Below are 20,391 nucleotides of genomic sequence, written 5' to 3' on the forward strand. Positions count from 1 at the left end.
TGCCAGGATCATCCACCCAGCTCAACGAAGTCCCGGTTTCCAATCTGGCTCTCGGGCGCGGCGGCCGCGACCGGCTACCGCGCTCGACACAGGTTACGGCAAGAATTCACATCGCGCTTCTCATGCGTGCCACGCAGCGGACATCGTGCCTTGCAGGCTCGCGTCGTTCGGCAGTGTATGGATGCTCGAGCTGGTCGGATCGAAGCCAGGATTGCCTGCCGCGTAAGTTGCCATCGCCTGGACCAGCTGAGAAACCTGACTATCGATCTTCAGCCCGCCGGCCGTGATTTCCTGCAGCTGCGCACCGGCCCCGGCGAACCATCCGTTGACCGTGACGCTGGTGCTCGTGCCAAGAAGGTCGACGAGCAGATTGTCGCCTGAACGCTCGAACCAGAGTTGATCGTTGCTGATCCCACCTACGAAATCGAGCTCGTTCTTCGCGCCCGTTGCGGTCGGAAGATTGATTGCGGCCTGCCCCGTGCTGGACGACGCCTGGTAGAAATTGCTCCTTGCTCCTCCGTTTGCTACCTCCTGGCCGCTGCCAAACTGGAAGACGTTTGTGCCATAGGCATTTCCGGTCAGGGTCGCATTGGACGTCGATCCTACCCAGGTAAAAGTTGTCGCGGCATCCCTGACCTGATCCCTGCTCCAGCTGACGCCGTCGGAGAAACTGATACCAAGACCATTGTTGTACGGCGATAACTCGTTCTTCAGCGTGATGGTTTTGCCGGTCGAGATAACTGCCAGCGTGACGTCGTAGTTGCCGGTGTTACGCGAGAGCATCACGCCGCTGGAGGCGATATCCTGCATCACCAACTTGCCGCCGTTATCGTCGATCACATCATTGCCGCCGCTCGAGGTATAGATGTAGGTGTCAGTACCATCCTTGCCGTTGAGATATTTGTCGCCAAGCCCGGCCACCAGCGTATCGTTGCGGCCATCAAAGCCATAGATTGATCCGCTATTGGCAGCGCTCGCCTGGTCCAGCAACTTCTGCTCGATCTGATCCCTGCTCCAGTTGGCGTCGGAGAAATTGACGCCGAGACCGCTGTTGTAGGGTGAAAACTCGTTCTTGATCGTCACAGTCTTGCCGGTCGTGGTCACCGTCAGCACCAAATCCCAGCTGTCGAGAGTTCGCGACAACGTCACTCCGGGCGAGGCAATGTCCTGCATCACCAGCGTGCCGCCATTGTCGTCGACCACATCGTTGCCGCCGGCCGACGTATAGACATAGGTGTCGGCACGATCCTTGCCGTTCAGGTACTTGTCGCCGAGCCCGGCCACCAACGTATCGCTGCGGTCGTCAAAACCATAGATCGACCCGCCATTGGCGGCGCTCGCCTGGTCGAGCAACTTTTGTTCGATCTGGTCCTTGGTCCAGCTCACACCGTCGAAGAAATTGACGCTAAGACCGCTCGCGTAGGGCGAGAACTCGTTCTTGATCGTCACGGTCTTGCCGGTCGAGGTCACCGTCAACACCAGATCCCAGCTGTCGCGGTCCCGCGACAGCGTCACTCCGGTCGAGGCGATGTCCTGCATCACCAGCGTGCCGCCGTTGTCGTCGATCACATCATTGCCGCCGGCCGACGTGTAGATGTAGGTGTCGGTACGATCCTTGCCGTTCAGGTACTTGTCGCCGAGCCCGGCCACCAACGTATCGCTGCGGTCGTCAAAACCATAGATCGACCCGCCATTGGCGGCACTCGCCTGGTCGAGCAGCTTCTGCTCTATCTGGTCCTTGGTCCAGCTCACGCCGTCGAAGAAATTGACACCGAGACCGCTCGCGTAAGGCGAGAACTCGTTCTTGATCGTGACGGTCTTGCCGGTCGAGGTCACCGTCAGGACCATATCCCAGCTGTCGCGGTCTCGCGACAGCCTCACTCCGGTCGAGGCGATGTCCTGCATCACCAACGTGCCGCCGTTGTCGTCAACCACATCGTTGCCCCCGGCCGACGTGTAGATGTAGGTGTCAACACCATCCTTGCCGTTCAGGTACTTGTCGCCGAGGCCAGCCACCAATGTATCGTTGCGACCGTCATAACCGTAGATCGATCCACCATTGGCGGCAGTCCCCAGATCCAACAGCTTCTGTTTCAGTTGTTCCGTGGTCCAGCTGACACCGTCAGAGAAGTTGACTGACAGTCCAGTGTTATACGGAGACACCTCGCCCTTCAGCGTCACCGTTTTGCCGGTCGAGGTTACGGTCAGCACCACGTCATCGCCGCCAGCGATGCGCGACAGCGTCACCCCGGTCGATGCGATGTCCTGCATCAGCAGCGTCGATTGGCTGTTGGCGTCATTGATCACATCGTTGCCACCAATAGTCGAATAGACGTATCGGTGCTGCTTGCCGTCGCCATTCACTAACTGGTTTCCGGTGCCCAGCACGATTTCATATCCCGCCGTCGATTCGACGGCGGTCGTGTTGATCTTCGTGCGGTCCCAGATCGTCCCGTCGGCAAACCTGATATAGTTGATGCCGTAGACCGAGCTGCCGCCATTGAAGAACTGGTAGAGAACCGTGACGCTGTCGCCAGTCGCCGGTACCTTGACGATCATCTGATCGCCGGATCGGCTCAACTGGACTTCCGACGGCAGGATATCGCTCAATTCCAGCGTATCGTTGCGCTGGTATCCGCTACCGCTGTTGTCGAGGGTGTCGTGACCATCGCCTTTCACAAACAAGATGCGATCCGCACCTGTCCCTGTCAGTACGACCCTGTCATCGCCCAGACCGGGAATGATGGTCGTCCCGTTGCCAGGCGGACTGATGGTGTCGTTACCGCTCGTTCCGCGGACCGGTGCATTGGTCGCAATCGTCGCGCGATCCCAGATCGTTCCATCGGCAAACCTGATATAGTTGATGCCATAGACCGAGCTTCCGCCATTGAAGAACTGGTAGACAACCGTAACGCTGTCGCCGGTCGCCGGTACCTTGACGATCATCTGATCGCCGGATCGGCTCAACTGAACTTCCGAGGGCAGGATATCGCTCAATTCCAGCGTATCGTTGCGCTGGTAGCCGCTACCGCTGTTGTCGAGGGTGTCGTGACCATCGCCCTTCGCAAACACGATGCGATCCGCACCTGTCGCTGTCAGCACGACCCTGTCATCGCCCAGACCCGGAATGATGGTCGTCCCGTCGCTTGGCGGACTGATGGTATCGTTGCCACTCGTTCCGCGGACCGGCGAATTGGTCGCAATCGTCGCGCGATCCCAGATCGTTCCGTCGGCAAACCTGATATAGTTGATGCCGTAGACCGAGCTTCCGCCACTGAAGAACTGGTAGACAACCGTAACGCTGTCGCCGGTCGCCGGTACCTTGACGATCATCTGATCGCCGGATCGGCTCAACTGAACTTCCGAGGGCAGGATATCGCTCAATTCCAGCGTATCATTACGCTGGTAGCCGCTACCGCTGTTGTCGAGCGTGTCGTGACCATCGCCTTTCGCAAACACGATGCGATCCGCACCTGTCCCTGTCAGCACGACCCTGTCATCGCCCAGACCCGGAATGATGGTCGTCCTGTCGCTTGGCGGACTGATGGTATCGTTGCCACTCGTTCCGCGGACCGCCGCATTCGCCGCAATCGTTGCGCGATCCCAGAGCGTTCCATCAGCAAACTTGAGATGACTGATCCCCTTGGAGTTGCCATCACCCGAGAACTGATACTTGACCGTGAAGCTGTCGCCCGTCGACGTCACAGTGACGACCATCTGATCGCCGGCCCGGCTGAGCTGGACTTCGGAGGAAAGAATGTCGGTCAGTTCGAGCGTGTCGCTCCTTTGATAGCCTGATCCCGGATTATCAAGGGTATCGTGGCCATCGCCCTTGGCGAACTTGATCGTATCACTGCCGGCTCCAGAGACGCTGATCGCATCGTCTCCCTTGCCAGCATCGACCGTCACCCCGTCAGCAGGCAACGACAGTGAATCATTGCCGCTGGTTCCGCGCACCCATGCGTTGACCGCAATCGTCGCACGATCCCATACCGTGCTGTCGGCAAAGGCAATTCGTTCGATACCCGTATAGGACGAGCCCGATCTGAACTGCCCGGCAACGGTTATGATCTCACCCGTCGCCGCGACCCGGACAAGCAGGTTCTCGCCGGAGCGGGTCAAGGTGACACCACCTGGCGCGATGTCGATCAGCCGAAGTGTATCGATCTCGGCAGCCTGATCCGCTCCATCATCTATCGTGTCGTTTCCGTCACCGGCACGGTACAGATAGGTGTCACTGCCTGCGAAGCCGCGGATCACATCCTGACCGCGACCACCGTTCAGCAAGTCGTCTCCATTCGTACCATCAATTTGATCATTGCCGTCCGTGCCGCGTTGCTCGGCGCGAGCAGCGACATCTGCTCTCCCCCAGCTGGTGCCGTCGGAAAACACGATCTGCTCGACGCCGGATTGAGCCCAGGCGAACTGATTCCGTAGCGTGAGCGTCTCGCCGGTCGCGATGATACGAAGGACGAGGTCGTTACCGCTCCGCAACGTTTCGATGGCATTCGGATTGAGCCCAATAAGCTCGACACGGTCCATGCCGTCGACATTGTCTTCGATGACAACATCATTGCCTGAGCCAGCACCAAAGCGATAAACGTCGCTTCCTGCATACCCTTCCAGCGTGTCGTCCCCGCCGCTGCTCTCGAAGGTTTCCGATGCATTGGATCCAGTCAATCGCTCGGCAGCCGATGTGCCGAAGACAACTCCATCTTCGAGATGGCTAAGGATTGCGCTTCGATCCCAAGCTGTTCCGTCGGCAAACTCGATGCGCTCGATCCCCGATCCTGCCGCTTCAGCGAGTTGCCCCTCCAAGGTAATCGTGCCCGTTGAGCCGATGCGGAGAACCAGATCCTTGGTACTGAGCGAGCTGCGGCCAACGCGGACATCTCCCGGAGCGATTCCGGCGGAAAGAACCAGGCGATCGATGTCATTCAGCGCGCCGGCCTCTACGATGCGGTCGTCACCGTCGCCTGCCGTGTAGATATACTGATCGCTTCCGGACTTACCCTCCAGGCGGTCATTCCCGCCCAATCCCTGCAGGACGTCGGCGCCTACTCCGCCTGTCAAGACGTCATTCCCCGACGTGCCGGTGAAGATATCAGGTCCATCCGTCACTGCGATATTGACTGTCGACGTAATCGAAAGACCATCCGCGTCCGTGGACCGAATGGTCAGCAATAACTGAGGGGTTGCCTCGAAGTCGATCGCAGCGCCCGATTTGACGCGAATCTGATTGCCGACGATTTCGAATAGATCGGCCGCACCGCCCACAATCGCATAGGTGTGGGTGTCACCAACATTCGGATCGCTGGTCGACAGCGTTCCCACGACGGTACCACCGGCAGCGTTCTCCTGAACTTGGCCACCTGCAAGCGCAATACCGGTTGGAGCGAGATTGTCGAACGAACGGAAACTGAAGTCGGCGGCCGAGAGCGCCGTGAGGTTGACGCCCGTCAAGGTCAACGTACCATGAGCCCCGGCTGCGATCACCACGTCAGCCCCGACTTGGCTTGCCGCCGCTATCACCGCATCGAAATTTGCGAAGACGCCGCGGTCAAACTGAATCGTCGCCCCGGCTCCCGGCACGAAGTCCGTGATACGATCGTTGCCGAAATCCGGACCGAACAGGAATGTATCGGCATCACCACCGCCGGACAGGACGTCGTCGCCTGATCCCCCGTCAAGGACATCGCGGCCCAGCCCGCCATTGAGAACATCAGCACCAGCTCCGCCGGACAGACGGTCATCGCCCATTCCGCCGGACAACGTATCCGCACCGTCGCCGCCTTCGATCACGTCATCGCCGGAACGCCCATCCAGAGTGTCGGAACCAGCGCCTCCGATCAACAGATTGGCCCCCGCATCGCCGGATATCTGATCGTCGAAGGCCGTGCCGAGCACATTCTCCACACCTTCGATCTGGGCGATCGTTCGCAGCGTGCCGGTGGTCAGATTCGCTGTGTCGGTCGTTTGCGCTTCCTTCTGAAAGTTCACGAGATCGATCAACACAGCGGCGCCGAAGACGCTGAAATCCGCGGTGTCGATGCCCGCGCCACCATTCAGATCATCCTTGTCCCCAGGGGCACTTTCGCTGACGATCAAAACGTCGTTGCCCAACCCGCCATACTGAAGATCGCTGCCTGCCTTGCCGTCGATAATGTCGTTACCCGCCTCTCCATAGAGATTCTCGGAGATGGCCGAGCCGGTAATCACATCGTCCCCTGGCGTTCCGGCAAAGAATGGGGACGTCGCCCCCGCAATCGTGGCACGATCCCATTCGGTGCCGTTGCCGAAACGAATGATCTCGATTCCCCGCCCCGGAGCATGGAAATCGTCGGCGAATTGGCCGACGATCCGGATCGCTTCCCCCGTGTCCCTGATCGTGATCAGGAGATCACTGCCCGCACGGCGAAGCTCGACCTCGGCAGGATTGATGTCCTTCAGGATAAGAGAATCGGAGAGGGTGTTTCCTCCCGCAGCCTGGTCATCGATCGTGTCGTTGCCATCGCCCTTGCTATAGATGTAGGTGTCGCTACCGTCTTCCAAGCTATGATTTGAAGTGGAGATCAAATCGTCGCCCTTACCGCCCTCGAACGTGTCGTTCCAGGTGCTGCCGTTGAGCACGTCCGGACCGTCAGTGCCGCGGTACCAAGCCTCCTGTTGGATGCGCACCCGATCCCATTGGGTGCCGTCGGCAAAGCGAATGAGCTCCATGCCGTGTCCTGGAGCACGGAAGTCGTCATCGAACTGGCTAATGATCCGAATTGCCTCTCCTGTGTCCTTGATCTTGATCAGGAGATCACGGCCCACCCGGCTAAGCTCGACTCCCTCAGGATTGATGTCCTTCAGGATGAGAGTATCGGGAAGCGTGTTTCCACCCACGGCCTGGTCATCGATCGTGTCGTTACCGTCGCCTTTGCTATAGATGTAGGTGTCGCTGCCGTCTTCCAAACCATGATTTGAAGTAGAGATGTAATCGTCACCCTTGCCGCCCTCGAACGTGTCGTTCCAGGTGCTGCCGTTGATCACGTCCCGCCCGTCAGTGCCGTGGTACCAGGCTTCCTGCTGGATGCGAACGCGATCCCACACGGTGCCGTCAGCGAAACGAATGACCTCAAGTCCTTGCCCGGCTGCGCGGTAATCATCAGCGAACTGGCCGGCGATCCGAATCGTCTCGCGTGTTTCCTTGATCAAAATCAGGAGATCATTGCCCACGCGGCTCAACACGGCATCGGCAGGATTGATGTCCTTCAGGACGAGGGTATCGGAAAGCGTGGTACCACCTGACGCTACCGCTCCATCATCGATGGTGTCGTTCCCGTCGCCTTTGCTATAGATGTAGGTGTCGCTGCCGTTCTCGAAACCATGGTTTGAGTTGGTGAGGACATCGTCACCTTTGCCGCCCTCGAAGGTGTCGTCTCCCGTTCCTCCATCGAGATAGTCTTTTCCGGCATCTCCATACAGATAATCGTTACCGCTCCCGCCAATGAGCTGATCGAGATCGCCGCCGCCGTGCAACTCGTCATTGCCGTCGCCACCAATCAGAACGTCGTTGCCGTCAACTCCACTGAGAAGACTGCGATCGCCCCAGAGAATGTCATCTCCCTGCCCTCCATCCAGGATATCATCTCCGAGGCCACCGATCAGGAGGTCGTTGCCGCCAAGTCCGGATAGCGTGTTGTTGCCGGCTCCGTTCAGGCTCCCGTCACCTCCGATGTCGAAGTCTCCGTTGATAATATCGTTGTAGTAGTCGTGACCATCACGGTCGACAAACCCGCGATAGGAGTCATTCGATCCAAAATGATACTGTCCGTAGGCGTCTCCGTAGTGTCCGAATTCGTCGTAGAAATAGCTATAGATCAGGGTTTGCGTCCCATCGACGTTCCGATAGAACGAAAACGACGTGATATCCCGCCCGAGATAGTCCTGGCCGAGACGCTCGAAGATCGCCTGCCGGTCCCAAGTCACGCCCCCTGCGAATTCGATCGACTCGATGCCCCAAGATGTCATGCTCCAGTCGTTATGGAGATTGCGGACACTGTTGAGCATATTGTCGACTTGGATTGTCTCTCCCGTCGACAGGATGGTGATTAACAGGGTGTCTCCCTGGCTGGAGAGGCGGACATTGTCCGGCGAAACGTCGCTCAGTCGCAGAACGTCTCCAGCGGAAGGCAAGCTTTCGGCGATGCGATCGTTGCCATCGCCCTTCTGCCAGATATAGAGATCGGCACCGTCGCTGCCGTCCAGCACGTCATCGCCCTTCCCTCCGAGAAAGACGTCATCGAGCCGCGATCCGACCAGCGAATTGCCGGTATCGTCTCCGCGGAACCAGGCCTGCTGCTGTATCTGATCACGATTGAGCGTCACGCCGTCGGCAAATGTGATGCTGTCGATCCCCTGCGCATGACTGCGCCAATCGTCAGTCGAAGCCGTATGATTGAAGAAGTTGGTGTCGTTGATGAGTTCTCCCGTTGAGAGAATCTTGATCAGCAGCTGATTCCCAACGCGCGACAATTCGACGTCTGCACGATTGATATCGGTCAGAACCAAGCGGTCCGCGGTCGACTCGGTCCAATCATCGATTGTGTCGTATCCATCGCCTCGGCCATAGAAAATGGTGTCATTGCCATCGCCCGGCCGGATCAGATCGTCTCCCTTGCCTCCATGAATGACATCATTGCCTGCGGAGCCGGTGATCAGGTTGCCGTATCCGTCGCCGCGATACCAGCTCGCGTTCTTGATCTGCGTCCGATTCCATTCCGTCCCATCGACAAAGCGCAGAATATCGATGCCCTGTCCGGCGAAGAAGCCCTCGACCGCTACCGTTTTTTGTGTCCCCGTGACGCGGATCAATAGATCATCGCCGATCCGGTCGAAGGTGAGGTCTGCTGAATTCAGATCGGTAAGTACCAGTCTATCAGTATCCGTTGTCGGCCCAGTGTCCTTGATCCATAGATCGCCGTCCTGCTTGCCATAAACGTAAATATCGCTGCCGGCGCCGCCACTGACAGCGTCGCCACCACCGCCACCGATGAACACGTCTTGGCCAGAAGTGCCGCGAATGCTTTCAGCCGCCGTGGTTCCGACAAGCGCGGTTCCGTCGACGATATGAGACGAAATGTCGTGCAGAACGGCATCTGAGATAACGCCGAGATGGGGGAGGACGGTGCTGGCATAGGCCTGCCGATCCCCATTAAAGGCAATGGCTATCATGCCGTCTAGACCTAGGAGAGCCCGCTCGAGATAAGATACTTGAGCTCCCGCGTGCTCCGGCATCACCGTTGTAATCAGGTCGACGACCAACCCAATATTGCCGGGCGTGTCAGGCGCCGGATCGCCTGCCGCAGGCTGCGACAGCTCCAACAAGGAATAGAAGAAGTAGGGACTGCTTACGGCCGTGCTCATATCTCCGCCGCGCGCGACCACACTTCGCGCTACCTGCGATAGGAATGCGATTTCGAGAACGGATATGATGCTCTCGAAGCTCGCTTCGATGCTCCTGCCAGCGGAGAGAGATCCAGGATAGGTACGCAACTCCTGACCGTGCGCGCTCAGAACCTCACGATAGGTGTCACCAAAGAAGGCCTCGACGAAGGCTAAATGCCGAGCATCAACGAATTCTCCTCGACTGCGCGGATCTATGCCGTCGACGCCGGCCCATTCGAGCAGCAGGTCGCCAAGCGCCGCGCGCAATTCGGCCGGCGTCATTGAGGACGCCTGCTCGGTCAGCGACGTCCAGGCAGCGCGAAACTGCGCATCGGTCGTGGCCTTGTACGCGATCGAATAGATCTTGCCAGAGCCAGGCAGTTGCGGAAGGAGATCGACGCCATCTGCAATCGTAAAGCCGGGCGTCGTATCCGCACGCGTATCTCGCTGGTCAGTCTGGAAGTAGATGGTCTGAGCGATCCCCGTCGTGCCATCCTCACGTGTGAATGAAGCCTGATATCCGACACCATTCCCCTCGTTGGTTCCGGACGCGGCCTGACGGACGAGCGATATCGACTTGATTCCCGCTTCGGCCAATGTCTGCAATTCGCCGGCGTCGGAGACGCCGTTCTGATTCAAATCCCGCCAGATGCGAAGCTTTGCAAAGACCGGGTCGGAGGCATCAATGACTCCGTCCCCGTTCGCGTCGAAAGTTTCAAGCACCGCAAAGCCATCTTGCGTGGCCGATCCGAACAGTTCTGCTCCGCCGTCAACCAACCCATTCCCATTGACGTCGATTGCAAGAATTCCGTCATCTGGCGAGACCCAGCCAGTGCGCTGCGCGAAGCCATCGCCGTTGTAGTCGAAATAGACCGTTGAACCGAGCAGATTGGTGGTATGGACACCGTCTCCATTCAGATCGAGGATCAGGGGGTCTCGGAGTAAGTTGAGCAGCGGTGAGAAGAGATGGCTCAACGCGGCGCCGATGTCTGCTCCAACTAGTTGAGCGGCGTGTAGATATATCTCACCGGCCTGCGACCCGAAATAGGCACCGATCAATGCTGCGACCAGGATGGTTAGCTCGGCCAAGGCTCCCGGCGGAAACAAAATAGCCGCCAGAACCATGCCAGCGCCCATGCCGAGCTCAGCTCCATAAAAGCCGCCGAGAACACGCCCGAGCATCCCGGCTTCCGTCGCCAGCGCTCCGTCTGTGTCCCCACTCCGCAATTGGGCGACGGCCTTTTCTGTGCTTACCTTCATGTCGTAGAGGGCTAAGCCAATCCCCAGGGCACCGAGCGCTGCACCAAATGCGCGGACAGCTTGTGCGCCACTGATGTCGGGCAACGGCACTTCACCGGAGGTGTTACTAGAGAACTTCGAAAGAAGGTCGACTATCGTTTCAGCGAAACCAGAGACCCTGTTCAACGTGAAGAGATCTCTAACCCCCCGAAAGATTGCATCATCGCCGACCCCCGGCTCTCCTCGAAGCTTCAGGAGCGAGTCTAGACTTGATTCACGTCCGGCGACCGCATTCTTGTCGTAGTAGTCACCGATGTTGTCTTTGATATTTTGATAAGACTGAGCCTGCTTGTTGTTGATGAAGTCGGAAATCGCTGATCCAGAATTTACCTTAGAGTAGAACGCATCATCCATAAGGACTTTTGCGCCATCATAGTTTTTTGCGGCCTCCCATATGGATAAATCACCTGCATTTGGACGGGCACCTGTTAAAGGGTCAGTTGTAATTGCACCATCCCTTATCAGACTGTTTGTAATGGGGCTCGGATCAATAATGTAATTGCCAGGATTGTCTCTCCAAGCTTGTACTGCGGGACTGAGAGTACCCGAAAGTTCATCCATGACGATTCGGGTCGAGTGTATCTCGTAGCTTGCAGATATTTTGGCAAGAATTACACTCCCAAGATCGCCGAGTTTCGAAAGACTGATGAGATAACTCGCGTCGATAAACACTATCGGCTGCGACATGGCGGCTTCCCCTGAGGTAATTCGTTTCTCTACAGTCGTACTGATTAGGAGCCGCTCTTAGCGGCATCGATTTCGGCCCGAATTACCTTGCGTACGTCGATGAGCAAGCGGTTTTCGGCGTCGGGTTTGTTCTCGGCTTGCGCGAGAAACGGCATATCCGGCAAGACGACGGCAAGTGCGCGCAAGATAGCCGTTTGTTCTCGTGCATGTTCATCTGCGAGAGGATCCTCGACTAAGGCCATCTTCTTCATGATCTCCCAGATACCAGGAGAGTAGCTCTCCAAGGCGGCAATTGTTTCCTGGATCTGCTCGTCGGTGTAAAACGTGCCCATGACAACCATCTCACATTGAGGTTTGAGCTCGCCGCATCATAGCGGTAAGATCGACGTTTGAGCCATCTCGAAGCAGAGTTTCGCTTCCTTCACTGCGACGGCCGACCAGCCTGCGTTGATACGCATCATCTCTCTCGCAAACTTTCCTGCTTGTATCGCATCACCGGCGACATCAGATACTCGATGATCCGCCGCGTGCCGGTCTTGATCTCGACGGTCACCGCCATACCCGGAGCAAGGCTGACGAGCCTGTCGTCGATCTGCATCTTGGTCCCATCGAGTGAAATCCGCGCGGCATAGACGAGCTCCTGCCCATCGGGCTCGCTGGAATCCGAGAGTGCGCCAGCCTTCTTCTGCGAGGCCTTCTTGTCACTCGGCTTATCTCTCACGATGGCGTCTTGCGACACGCTGATCACCTTGCCCTGCAGCAGGCCATACCGAGTGAAGTTGAACGTATCGATTTTCACTTCGGCGGACTGGCCCGCACTAACGAACCCGATGTCCCGGTTCGGGATCATCGCTTCGGCTTCGATCCGGCTGTCCGCCGGCACGATGATCATCAGCTGCTGGGCCGCAGTGACCACGCCGCCGATCGTATGCAGCGCCAGCTGCTGGACGGTCCCGTCGATCGGCGAGCGCAGAACCTGCTCGTTCATCTTGCGCTCGGCCTTGACCAGGTCCTGCGCCAGCTCCTCGACCTTCTTCTGGGCGTCGGAGAGATCGCTCAGGATCTGCCGCTCGAAGCCGGACTTGGTCTGTCCGAGCTGCTGCTCCAGCGCCTGCCGCGCGGCTTCAATTTCCACCAGCTTGCGGCTCTGAACCACCCGCTCGTTCTGCTGGTCAAGCATCCGAGCTTGCGCGTCGAGGTATGCGATCTGATTACCGTACTGGATCTGCATCGCTTCCCGGCGGATCTTTGCGGTCTGCTCGACCAGCGGCAGCGAAGCGTCGATCTTGGCGATGGCTGCTGCAATGGAATCCGCCTCGGCTCGCTTCTGCTCGATCTGTTGCGTGATCGATGCCATTTTGGCGAGCTGTTCAGCCGCCTGCGCCTGCATCGCGGCGCGGGTCCGCACCAGATCTCGCTCCGAGGCCCCGGCCGGCGCGGCAATGTCGCGTGCGCCGTCCAGTCGATCGAAATTGTCCCGCAGAGCACCAAGCCGCGCGACGTCGAGCTGCGCCAGGATCAGGTCCTGGGAGACCCGCCGCTTCTCGGCCTGCGTGACGGTGCGATCGAGCTCGATCAGCACTTGCCCGGCCGCGACCTGGTCGCCGTCGCGGACGTGAATGGCCGAGACAGTACCCGCCTCGAGCGGTTGAATCGTCTTCGACCGACCGGTCGGCACGATCTTGCCCTGAGCTGTCGCGATGATGTCGACGTGGCCGAAGGTCGCCCAGGCGACGGCGATGGCGAAGAACAGGATGATCGTGCCGCCGATGGCGCGTCCGACGGGCGAGGCCGGCGTCTCGATGATCTCCAATGCGGCCGGCAGGAACTGGCGCGCCGTGTCGGCCCGCGGCCGGCGGAACGGAACTACGTCCGCCGTCATTTGGCCCTTGGGCGGTGCATCAGCCAACGACATGGAGCCCCGCCTGGATCTGGTGCAGCGTTGCGTAACGGCCCGCCTGCTTGATCAGCTCGTCGTGGGTACCATCCTCGACCAGCCGCCCGCCCTCGATGGTGATGATCCGGTCGGCCTGGCGGACCGCCGACAGCCGGTGCGCAATGATGAAGACGGTACGTCCCGCGGCAATCCGCCGCATGTTGCGCTGGATGATGCTTTCGCTCTCATAGTCGAGCGCGCTGGTCGCCTCGTCGAGAATCAGGATCCTTGGGTTGGTGACAAGCGCCCGCGCAATCGCGATCCGCTGACGCTGCCCGCCCGACAGGCTGGCACCGCGCTCGCCCACCACAGTGTTGTAGCCATCGGGCAGCCCGAGGATGAATTCATGGGCGCCGGCCAGCTCGGCCGCGGCAATGATCCGCTCCATCGGCATGCCGGGATCGGCCAAGGCGATGTTGTCCCGGATCGAGCGGTTGAAGAGCACATTCTCCTGCAGGACGGAGCCGACCTGCCGCCGCAGCCAGGCGACGTCGGCGACCGTCAGATCGATGCCGTCGATCAGGACCCGGCCAGCTTCCGGCACATAAAGCCGCTGCAGCAGCTTGGTGAGGGTCGACTTTCCCGAACCGGACGGCCCGACGATGCCGATCACCTGGCCGGCCGAGACCTTGAGCGAGACGTCGTGCAGGGCAAGCGGCGCATCGATGCGATAGCGGAAATCGATATGCTCGAACGTGACATGGCCCTGGATCGGCGGAAGCGCAGCGCGCGCGGCGTCGAATGTCGGCTCGGGCGTCGTATTGAGAATGTCGCCGAGCCGCGCGATCGAGACCCGCGCCTGATGGAAGTCCTGCCACAGCTGCGCCAGCCGCAGCACCGGCTGGGCGACCCGCCCGGCCAGCATGTTGAAGGCAATCAGCTCGCCGACCGTCAGCTGGCCTTCGATGACCAGATGGGCCCCGAAATAGAGCGTCAATGCCGTGACGATCTTGCTGATGAACTGAACGCACTGGCTGGTCCAGTTGCCGAGCGACAGGACGTCGAAGCTGGAGCCGACATATCCGGCGAGCTGCTCTTCCCAGCGCCGCTGCATCTGCGGCTCGATCGCCATCGCCTTCAAGGTCTGGATCCCGCTGACGCTCTCGACCAGAAACGCCTGGTTTTCGGCGCCGCGGTCGAACTTCCGCTCGAGCCGTTGCCGGAAGATCGGGGTAACGCCGGCCGATAGCGCGACATAGAACGGAAACGAGCCGACCACGATCCAGGCCAGCAGCGGCGAGTAGTAGAACATCACCGCGAGGAACACGAAGGTGAAGGCAAGATCGATCACCAGCGTGAGCGCCGAACTGGTGAGGAAGTTGCGGATGTTCTCCAGCTCCCGGACGCGCGCCACCGAGTCGCCTGCCCTGCGGGCCTCAAAATAGCCGATCGGCAATGCGATCAGGTGCCGGAACAGGCGCGCGCCGAGCTCGACATCGATCCGGTTGGTGGTGTGGGAGAACACATAGGTGCGCAGTGCACCTAGCACTGTCTCGAAGATGGAAACCGTAATGAGGCCGACGACCAGGACATCAAGCGTCGTGAATCCCCGATGCGTCAGCACCTTGTCGGTGACGACCTGGAAGAACAGCGGCGTAACGAGCGCAAACAGCTGCAGAAAGAACGACGCGACAAGGACCTCGGTCAGCAGCCGCCGGTATTTATGCATCGCCTGAAGGAACCAGGTGATGTCGAAGCGGCGCGCGAGATCGGCGAGCGAGGCACGCCGCGTCATCAGGACAACGGAGCCGTTCCAGCTTGCCTCGAAGTCCGCGCGCTTGAGGGCCTGCGGCCGCCGCTCAAGCGGATCCTGGATGAGAACATCGTCCTCGGTAACTTTGCCGATAATGACAAAGCTCTCGTCTCGTCGCTGAACAATCGCCGGCAACGGCAACCGCGTCAGACCTGTCCAGGTCTCCTTGACTGCGCGGGCCCGGAGCTTCAACTGCTTCGCACAACGCAGCATCTCGGCAACACCAATTGCGCGGCCGGCGAACTGATGTGCGATCTGTGCGGGATCGACCGAGACCTGATGGAACCGGAGAAGAAGCGCGAGACTTTGCAGGCCCGAATCCGGACTTATCGCTTCCATATTCCTCATGCCACCCAAAGTCGTGCGTTTGGAGTCCTACACTTTCTTTTCTCGCCAGTAAAACGGAAACAGATAGAGACTTTCGATTGAGTGAGAACTCGCAGCGCGGAGAACGCAGAGAAATCAAACGAGAATAACCTTGAGCCAACTCTCTTTGCATCTGGAGTATTCGTTGCCAACGCACGGAGACCGTCACCGCGACACTCGCACTGGAGCCACATGCAGCATTACGTACGATGTGTTGCGTGGAAGATCTTCTGCTTGATGATCTTTTCAAACCACAACGGCCATCATCTGCTCTTCGGACGACAGCCCCTTTCTCAACAACGACAAGGGAACGGTGCGGCGTATGGTCGCATCACAATAGCGACCTCTCGCACTCACCGAAGACTCTCGGTTGCTAACCACCACTGCCACGCCTCTTGAGCCAGATCGCGGCCGCGCCGATCAGAGCCGACAGCACCCCGCTCCACCAGATCGAGCGCGGTCGCGCCGCGCTAATCGAGCTGAGGTACAGGAATGCTCCGAGCACGACACCATAGTGCTTGCGAAACTCACCGCTTCTCCGCGCGATTTCAACAAGGTCCGAGGACCTGGCCTGATGACCTGCCATTGCGGCTACCTCACCTGCATCGAGCCATGATGATACGAGTGAGTTGGGTGTCCCGTCGAGTCTTATTTCGCATTTTCCGAATTTAATGATTGGCGTGAACCCAATCGGCGCGAGCTGGGGTAATCCGATCCCCGGCCTTCGGTACCCTTGGTCTGGGACTGATTCAGCCCAGAAAGGGAGACGCAAAATGGCTTTGTGCGTCGGACTTGATGTTTCGCTGAAAGCCACTTCGATCTGTGTCGTGGAAGCAGATGGCTCGCCGATAAGGGAAGGCAAGACCGAGAGCGAGCCGATCGCGCTCGTTAAAGCCTTGGTTGGATGGCGCCAGCGGATTGCGCTGGTTGGTATTGAGGCCAGCCCTTTGTCAGAATGGCTCTACGGCGCATTGGCCGAGAGTGGCTTTCAGATCGTTTGCATAGAAACGCGGCATGCTCAGCGTTTTCTATCCTCTCGGCCCAACAAGACGGACCGCAGCGATGCGCGTGGCATTGCCGAGATGATACGGGTCGGTCACTACCGGGCGGTACACGTCAAGAGCAAGGCTTCGCAGATTTTACGGACGGTCTTGATTGCCCGAAGGAAGTTCGTCGATCACATGCTGGCGATAGAAGACACCATTCGCGGCTTGTTAAAGGTGCATGGCCTCAAGCTGGGGCTTGTGCATCGCTCCCGCTTCGCCGCCAAGGTCGAAGCCGCGCTCACTGATGCAGCAGAGCTGCGATTGGCAGTCGAAGCGTTACTCGACGTCCGTAACACTATGCGAGTGAAGAAGGCTCTATTGGACCGTCAGCTTTCACAAATGGCGCGTAAAGATGAGGTCTGCAGGTGTTTGATGATAGTCTCGGGCGCAGGGCCAATCGTAAGCCTTTACTTCAAGGCGACGATTGACGATCCTGCACGGTTCAAGGACTCGAGGGCTGTAGCGGCGCACCTGGGACTGACGCCTCGTGTGTATCAATCTGGCGAGATCGACCGGTCTGGCAATATCAGCAGGTGCGGTGACAGACTGATGCGCCACGCTCTCTACGAAGATGCGAACTCGCATCTTCGGATCGCGAAGAAGTGGTCCGTTCTGCGTGCGTGGGGCATAAAGCTCACCAAACGCGTAGGGGCGAAGAAAGCATGCGTAGCAGTGGCCAGGAAGCTGGCTATCATAATGCACCGTATGTGGGTGGCTGGTACAGACTTCCGCTTCGTCCAGCCGTCAGCTTCGAGCGCGACTTAGGAATCGTTCCGGCGTAGCCATCTGCTCTGCCCAGGACGTGGGGAAGGTCAGTCCGTTTCGATCCCTGTGCGTTTCAGCACCTGCTGTGAGCTTGGACGACCTCGCCTCGCTGGACCCCATCATGGAGCGAACCCTTTTTGGTCGGCTCCGAACAGAAGCGCGGACCAGGCAGAAGTGGTAGGCGGCAACGATCGTGACCCAAGGGGCGGAGACGCATTGCGGCTCCGGTCGCGGGCGCATGCCCACGAGTAGGGCGTGACCGACGAGCGGCGGGCCGCCAAGGCAATGTACGTCTCTTTCTGGCCCAAAGGAGACATTGGCCAGGAAGCCGCGGATGGCCGCGATGGGCCACAACCGGACATCAACAGGACAATGGCAAAGTCATGGTCGCTTGTCGGCGGCCATAGCCTGATGAACTTTTTCGCTTTGCGTTGATCCCGGCGATTCAAACCCGATTCGCCGTCCCGGCCATAAAGCCAATAAACGACCCGGTGGAAAAAGAAGCACAAAGCATTATTAGACTGCCCGTCATGGAGAGAACAAGTTTGTCTTGAACAAGATGAAGTACCATCCACCCCAGCAGCATGCAAATTAGCCCGCAGCCTGTCGGCAACATCGCACGCCGCCGAACTGCGAGCCGTCGGGCCGGGCCAAGCAGCTCAGAGTTCCGTGACAGACTCCAGGATCGGCGAAAAGACACCTCGAAACTCAGGGCAACCACGATCAAACAGGCAGTGAGGAAGTAACCAGACATTACCCTTGGTACCGACCATTTGAAGGGCACAGGCGAGACAATAGCGTGGATTGATTGCCTCAACCCTAAGCAGATAGCGAGCAAAGGCTGTATCGGAGCATTATTCCAAACTCGTCAGCGAAGTCCGCTCTGGGGTCGAGCGCGGAAGTAGGGAGTGGAAGCCAATTCGGTCGGCCTGTCACGCGAAACCGGACCACTGCCCCACGCGCGAACGTGAGCCTTTAGGTCAAAAGCTACCATCAGGACGCGGAAAGCCTCGCCCTTTCGGAGGTGCCTGTTCGATACAGGTCCTTGCCCGCGCGACGATTTCCTCTGGCGATAGCTCTTTGAGAAGTCGGTCACGTTCGCGACCAAAAATAGAAACCAGCTCCATGAGACGCTCGTTTTCTCCTTCAGGTACCCGTGTGTCCAGCCTTCTGAAAGTCACCGATGCGTTCTGATGGTTGATCGTGGCATCATTCGCTTTCTTTCGTAACGCGTCGTCGGCTGGAACCTTGCCGGCTTCCATAAGCTTGTCCGCGAGAAAAATCGTCGTCGCACAGGTGAGATGGACGTCCTCCTGGGGAGAACAAGCCACTACGGATAAGCTCGTAGCGGCAAGTAGAGCTAAGACTGGGTTCTTGCAGAGAGGGTTCACGGTGAATCTCGGTTCTGACCGGGACAAAAGTGCCGACAACACACCCCACTTGTTGGTTGCATAACAGCACTCCGTCAACCGGCAACACCGTGAATGCTCAATTTTCCATGAACAGAGAAAGTCTGCTTCGGGTCAAAGTGAGACCTTGGCCTTTGACGGCTATGTGGTCGCTTCTACCCCAAGAGGAGATGGAGAAGGCTTGACGTTTCAGTTCGGATTACAGAAGGGATCGAAGCCGCCAGGCCGTGACGCGAAGCGGCACGGTCCACGAGAGCCCGGCCGCATCCAGCGGCGCGCAAGACTGCGCTCCATCGCAAGGCCAAGTTCCAGCGAGGCCCTCCCTCCACCGGGTGCTCGCAAGCTCGGGACCTATCCACAGGCGCCGCAATGCCGGATCCGATCCGATCGGGTAAGCTTGCCGGCCACATATCACAACGCCTCTATAGCGTCGCCGCCCGACATGACCGTCCAACCGACCCTCGCCGAGATCGCCGCCATGCTGGAGCAGTCGCCCGACTACCGGGTGCTGCGCAGACTGGTTCCACGTGCCGAATTCACGCCGCCCACAGGACAGCCGGAAAAGATCGCGATCCTGCTCGACGTCGAGACTACAGGCCTCGATGCGGCCAAAGACGAGATCATCGAGCTCGGGATGGTCAAGTTCAGCTATCTTCCTAACGGCAGGATCGGCCGGGCGATCGATATCTTCAGCTGTTTCAACCAGCCGTCGATCGCAATTCCCGGAGAGATCACCGCACTGACCGGCATCACCGACGCCATGGTCGCGGGCCACAGCCTCGATGAAGAGCGTATCAACGCGTTCGCGTCCGATGCGGTCGTCGTCATCGCCCACAATGCCGGTTTCGATCGCAAGTTCATGGAACGTTGCGCGCCTCTGTTCGTGCTCAAGGCCTGGGCCTGCTCGGTCAGCGAGGTCGAATGGCGCCGACACGGCTTCGAGGGATCGCGCCTGTCCTATCTTTTGGTGAAGGCCGGATTGTTTCATGAGGCGCACCGCGCGGTCGACGATTGCCAGGCGCTGCTCGAGATCCTGGCCATGCCCCTGCCCGAGCTCGATCGCACCGTACTCTCGGTGCTGCTCGAGCGCGCCCGCCGCAGGACGATCAGGGTCTGGGCCGAGCAGTCGCCCTTCGAGCTCAAGGATGCCCTCAAGCGCCGTGGCTACCGCTGGAGCGACGGCGCCGATGGCCGGCCGCGGTCCTGGTATATTGACGTCGATGATGGCAATCAGGCTGCCGAGATCGCGTATCTGCAGGAAACCATCTATCAACGGGACGCCGAAATCCGGACCCAGATTCTGACCGCGTTCGACCGCTTTTCCGCGAGAATCTGAACGCCCCCGCGCGTCAGCCGGGAAACTGCGGTTGGATCAGCGATACGATCATCCGCCACCCGCCCTTGTGAACTTGATGGCCGGACGATCGCCAGCTCACCCGGCCGTCGTCTATCGCGCGCCTCCAAGACTTTAATCACATCACCATTGATCTCGCCCTCTGGTTGCGCCTAGTCTCTTCATTGCTGGGGAGAAATAGAGAATGAGACTTTCGAGTATCGCTGCGGCCTGTTTGCTGCTGGCTGCGACCACGAGTTTGTCGGGATGTATAGAAACTGCGGGTCCCACTTTTAACGGCCCATCGGGCAAACCAGTAAGCACGGCGAAATGCTACGCTTCGTCTGCTGGCTGCTTACAGCAAG

Annotated in this window: 9 protein-coding genes; 3 read left to right on the forward strand and 6 right to left on the reverse strand. The window is 58.9% G+C overall.

Annotated features, from left to right (window positions below; all coding sequences use genetic code 11):
• Positions 1-120: 120 nt before the first annotated feature.
• The 5 genes from AAFG07_RS25940 to AAFG07_RS25960 form a co-directional block, all read right to left on the reverse strand.
• Positions 121-11,418 carry a calcium-binding protein gene (locus tag AAFG07_RS25940; RefSeq protein ID WP_342722668.1) on the reverse strand — a complete coding sequence of 3,766 codons (11,298 nt, stop codon included), beginning with the start codon at positions 11,416-11,418 and terminating at the stop codon, positions 121-123.
• Positions 11,419-11,462: 44 nt separating this feature from the next.
• Positions 11,463-11,750: a hypothetical protein gene (locus AAFG07_RS25945; protein ID WP_342722669.1), complete on the reverse strand. Its 288-nt coding sequence runs from the start codon at positions 11,748-11,750 to the stop codon at positions 11,463-11,465.
• Positions 11,751-11,875: 125 nt separating this feature from the next.
• Complete coding sequence (locus tag AAFG07_RS25950) at positions 11,876-13,300, reverse strand: HlyD family type I secretion periplasmic adaptor subunit (RefSeq protein ID WP_342722670.1); 1,425 nt, start codon at positions 13,298-13,300, stop codon at positions 11,876-11,878.
• A gap of 19 nt (positions 13,301-13,319) precedes the next feature.
• Positions 13,320-15,446 carry a type I secretion system permease/ATPase gene (locus tag AAFG07_RS25955; RefSeq protein ID WP_342722671.1) on the reverse strand — a complete coding sequence of 709 codons (2,127 nt, stop codon included), beginning with the start codon at positions 15,444-15,446 and terminating at the stop codon, positions 13,320-13,322.
• 400 nt (positions 15,447-15,846) lie between these two features.
• Positions 15,847-16,059, reverse strand: a complete 213-nt coding sequence (locus tag AAFG07_RS25960; protein WP_342722672.1) for a hypothetical protein — start codon at positions 16,057-16,059, stop codon at positions 15,847-15,849.
• Between the two features lie 187 nt (positions 16,060-16,246).
• On the opposite strand from AAFG07_RS25960, the gene AAFG07_RS25965 reads away from it, so the two are divergent.
• Both AAFG07_RS25965 and AAFG07_RS25970 read left to right on the forward strand, forming a co-directional pair.
• Positions 16,247-17,284 (forward strand): IS110 family transposase, encoded by a 1,038-nt coding sequence (locus tag AAFG07_RS25965; protein ID WP_342722673.1) that lies wholly within the window; start codon positions 16,247-16,249, stop codon positions 17,282-17,284.
• 255 nt (positions 17,285-17,539) lie between these two features.
• Positions 17,540-17,719 carry a hypothetical protein gene (locus tag AAFG07_RS25970; protein ID WP_342722674.1) on the forward strand — a complete coding sequence of 60 codons (180 nt, stop codon included), beginning with the start codon at positions 17,540-17,542 and terminating at the stop codon, positions 17,717-17,719.
• A 545-nt stretch (positions 17,720-18,264) separates the two neighbouring features.
• Here the strand turns inward: AAFG07_RS25970 and AAFG07_RS25975 are convergent.
• A complete protein-coding gene (locus AAFG07_RS25975; protein WP_342722675.1) occupies positions 18,265-18,546 on the reverse strand; it encodes a hypothetical protein in 282 nt (93 codons plus the stop codon).
• 274 nt (positions 18,547-18,820) lie between these two features.
• Between AAFG07_RS25975 and AAFG07_RS25980 the strand changes: the two genes are divergently transcribed.
• Positions 18,821-20,029: a 3'-5' exonuclease gene (locus tag AAFG07_RS25980; RefSeq protein ID WP_342722676.1), complete on the forward strand. Its 1,209-nt coding sequence runs from the start codon at positions 18,821-18,823 to the stop codon at positions 20,027-20,029.
• Positions 20,030-20,391: the final 362 nt, after the last annotated feature.

Source organism: Bradyrhizobium sp. B097 (genome assembly GCF_038957035.1).
In the GTDB taxonomy this organism is placed as follows: domain Bacteria; phylum Pseudomonadota; class Alphaproteobacteria; order Rhizobiales; family Xanthobacteraceae; genus Bradyrhizobium.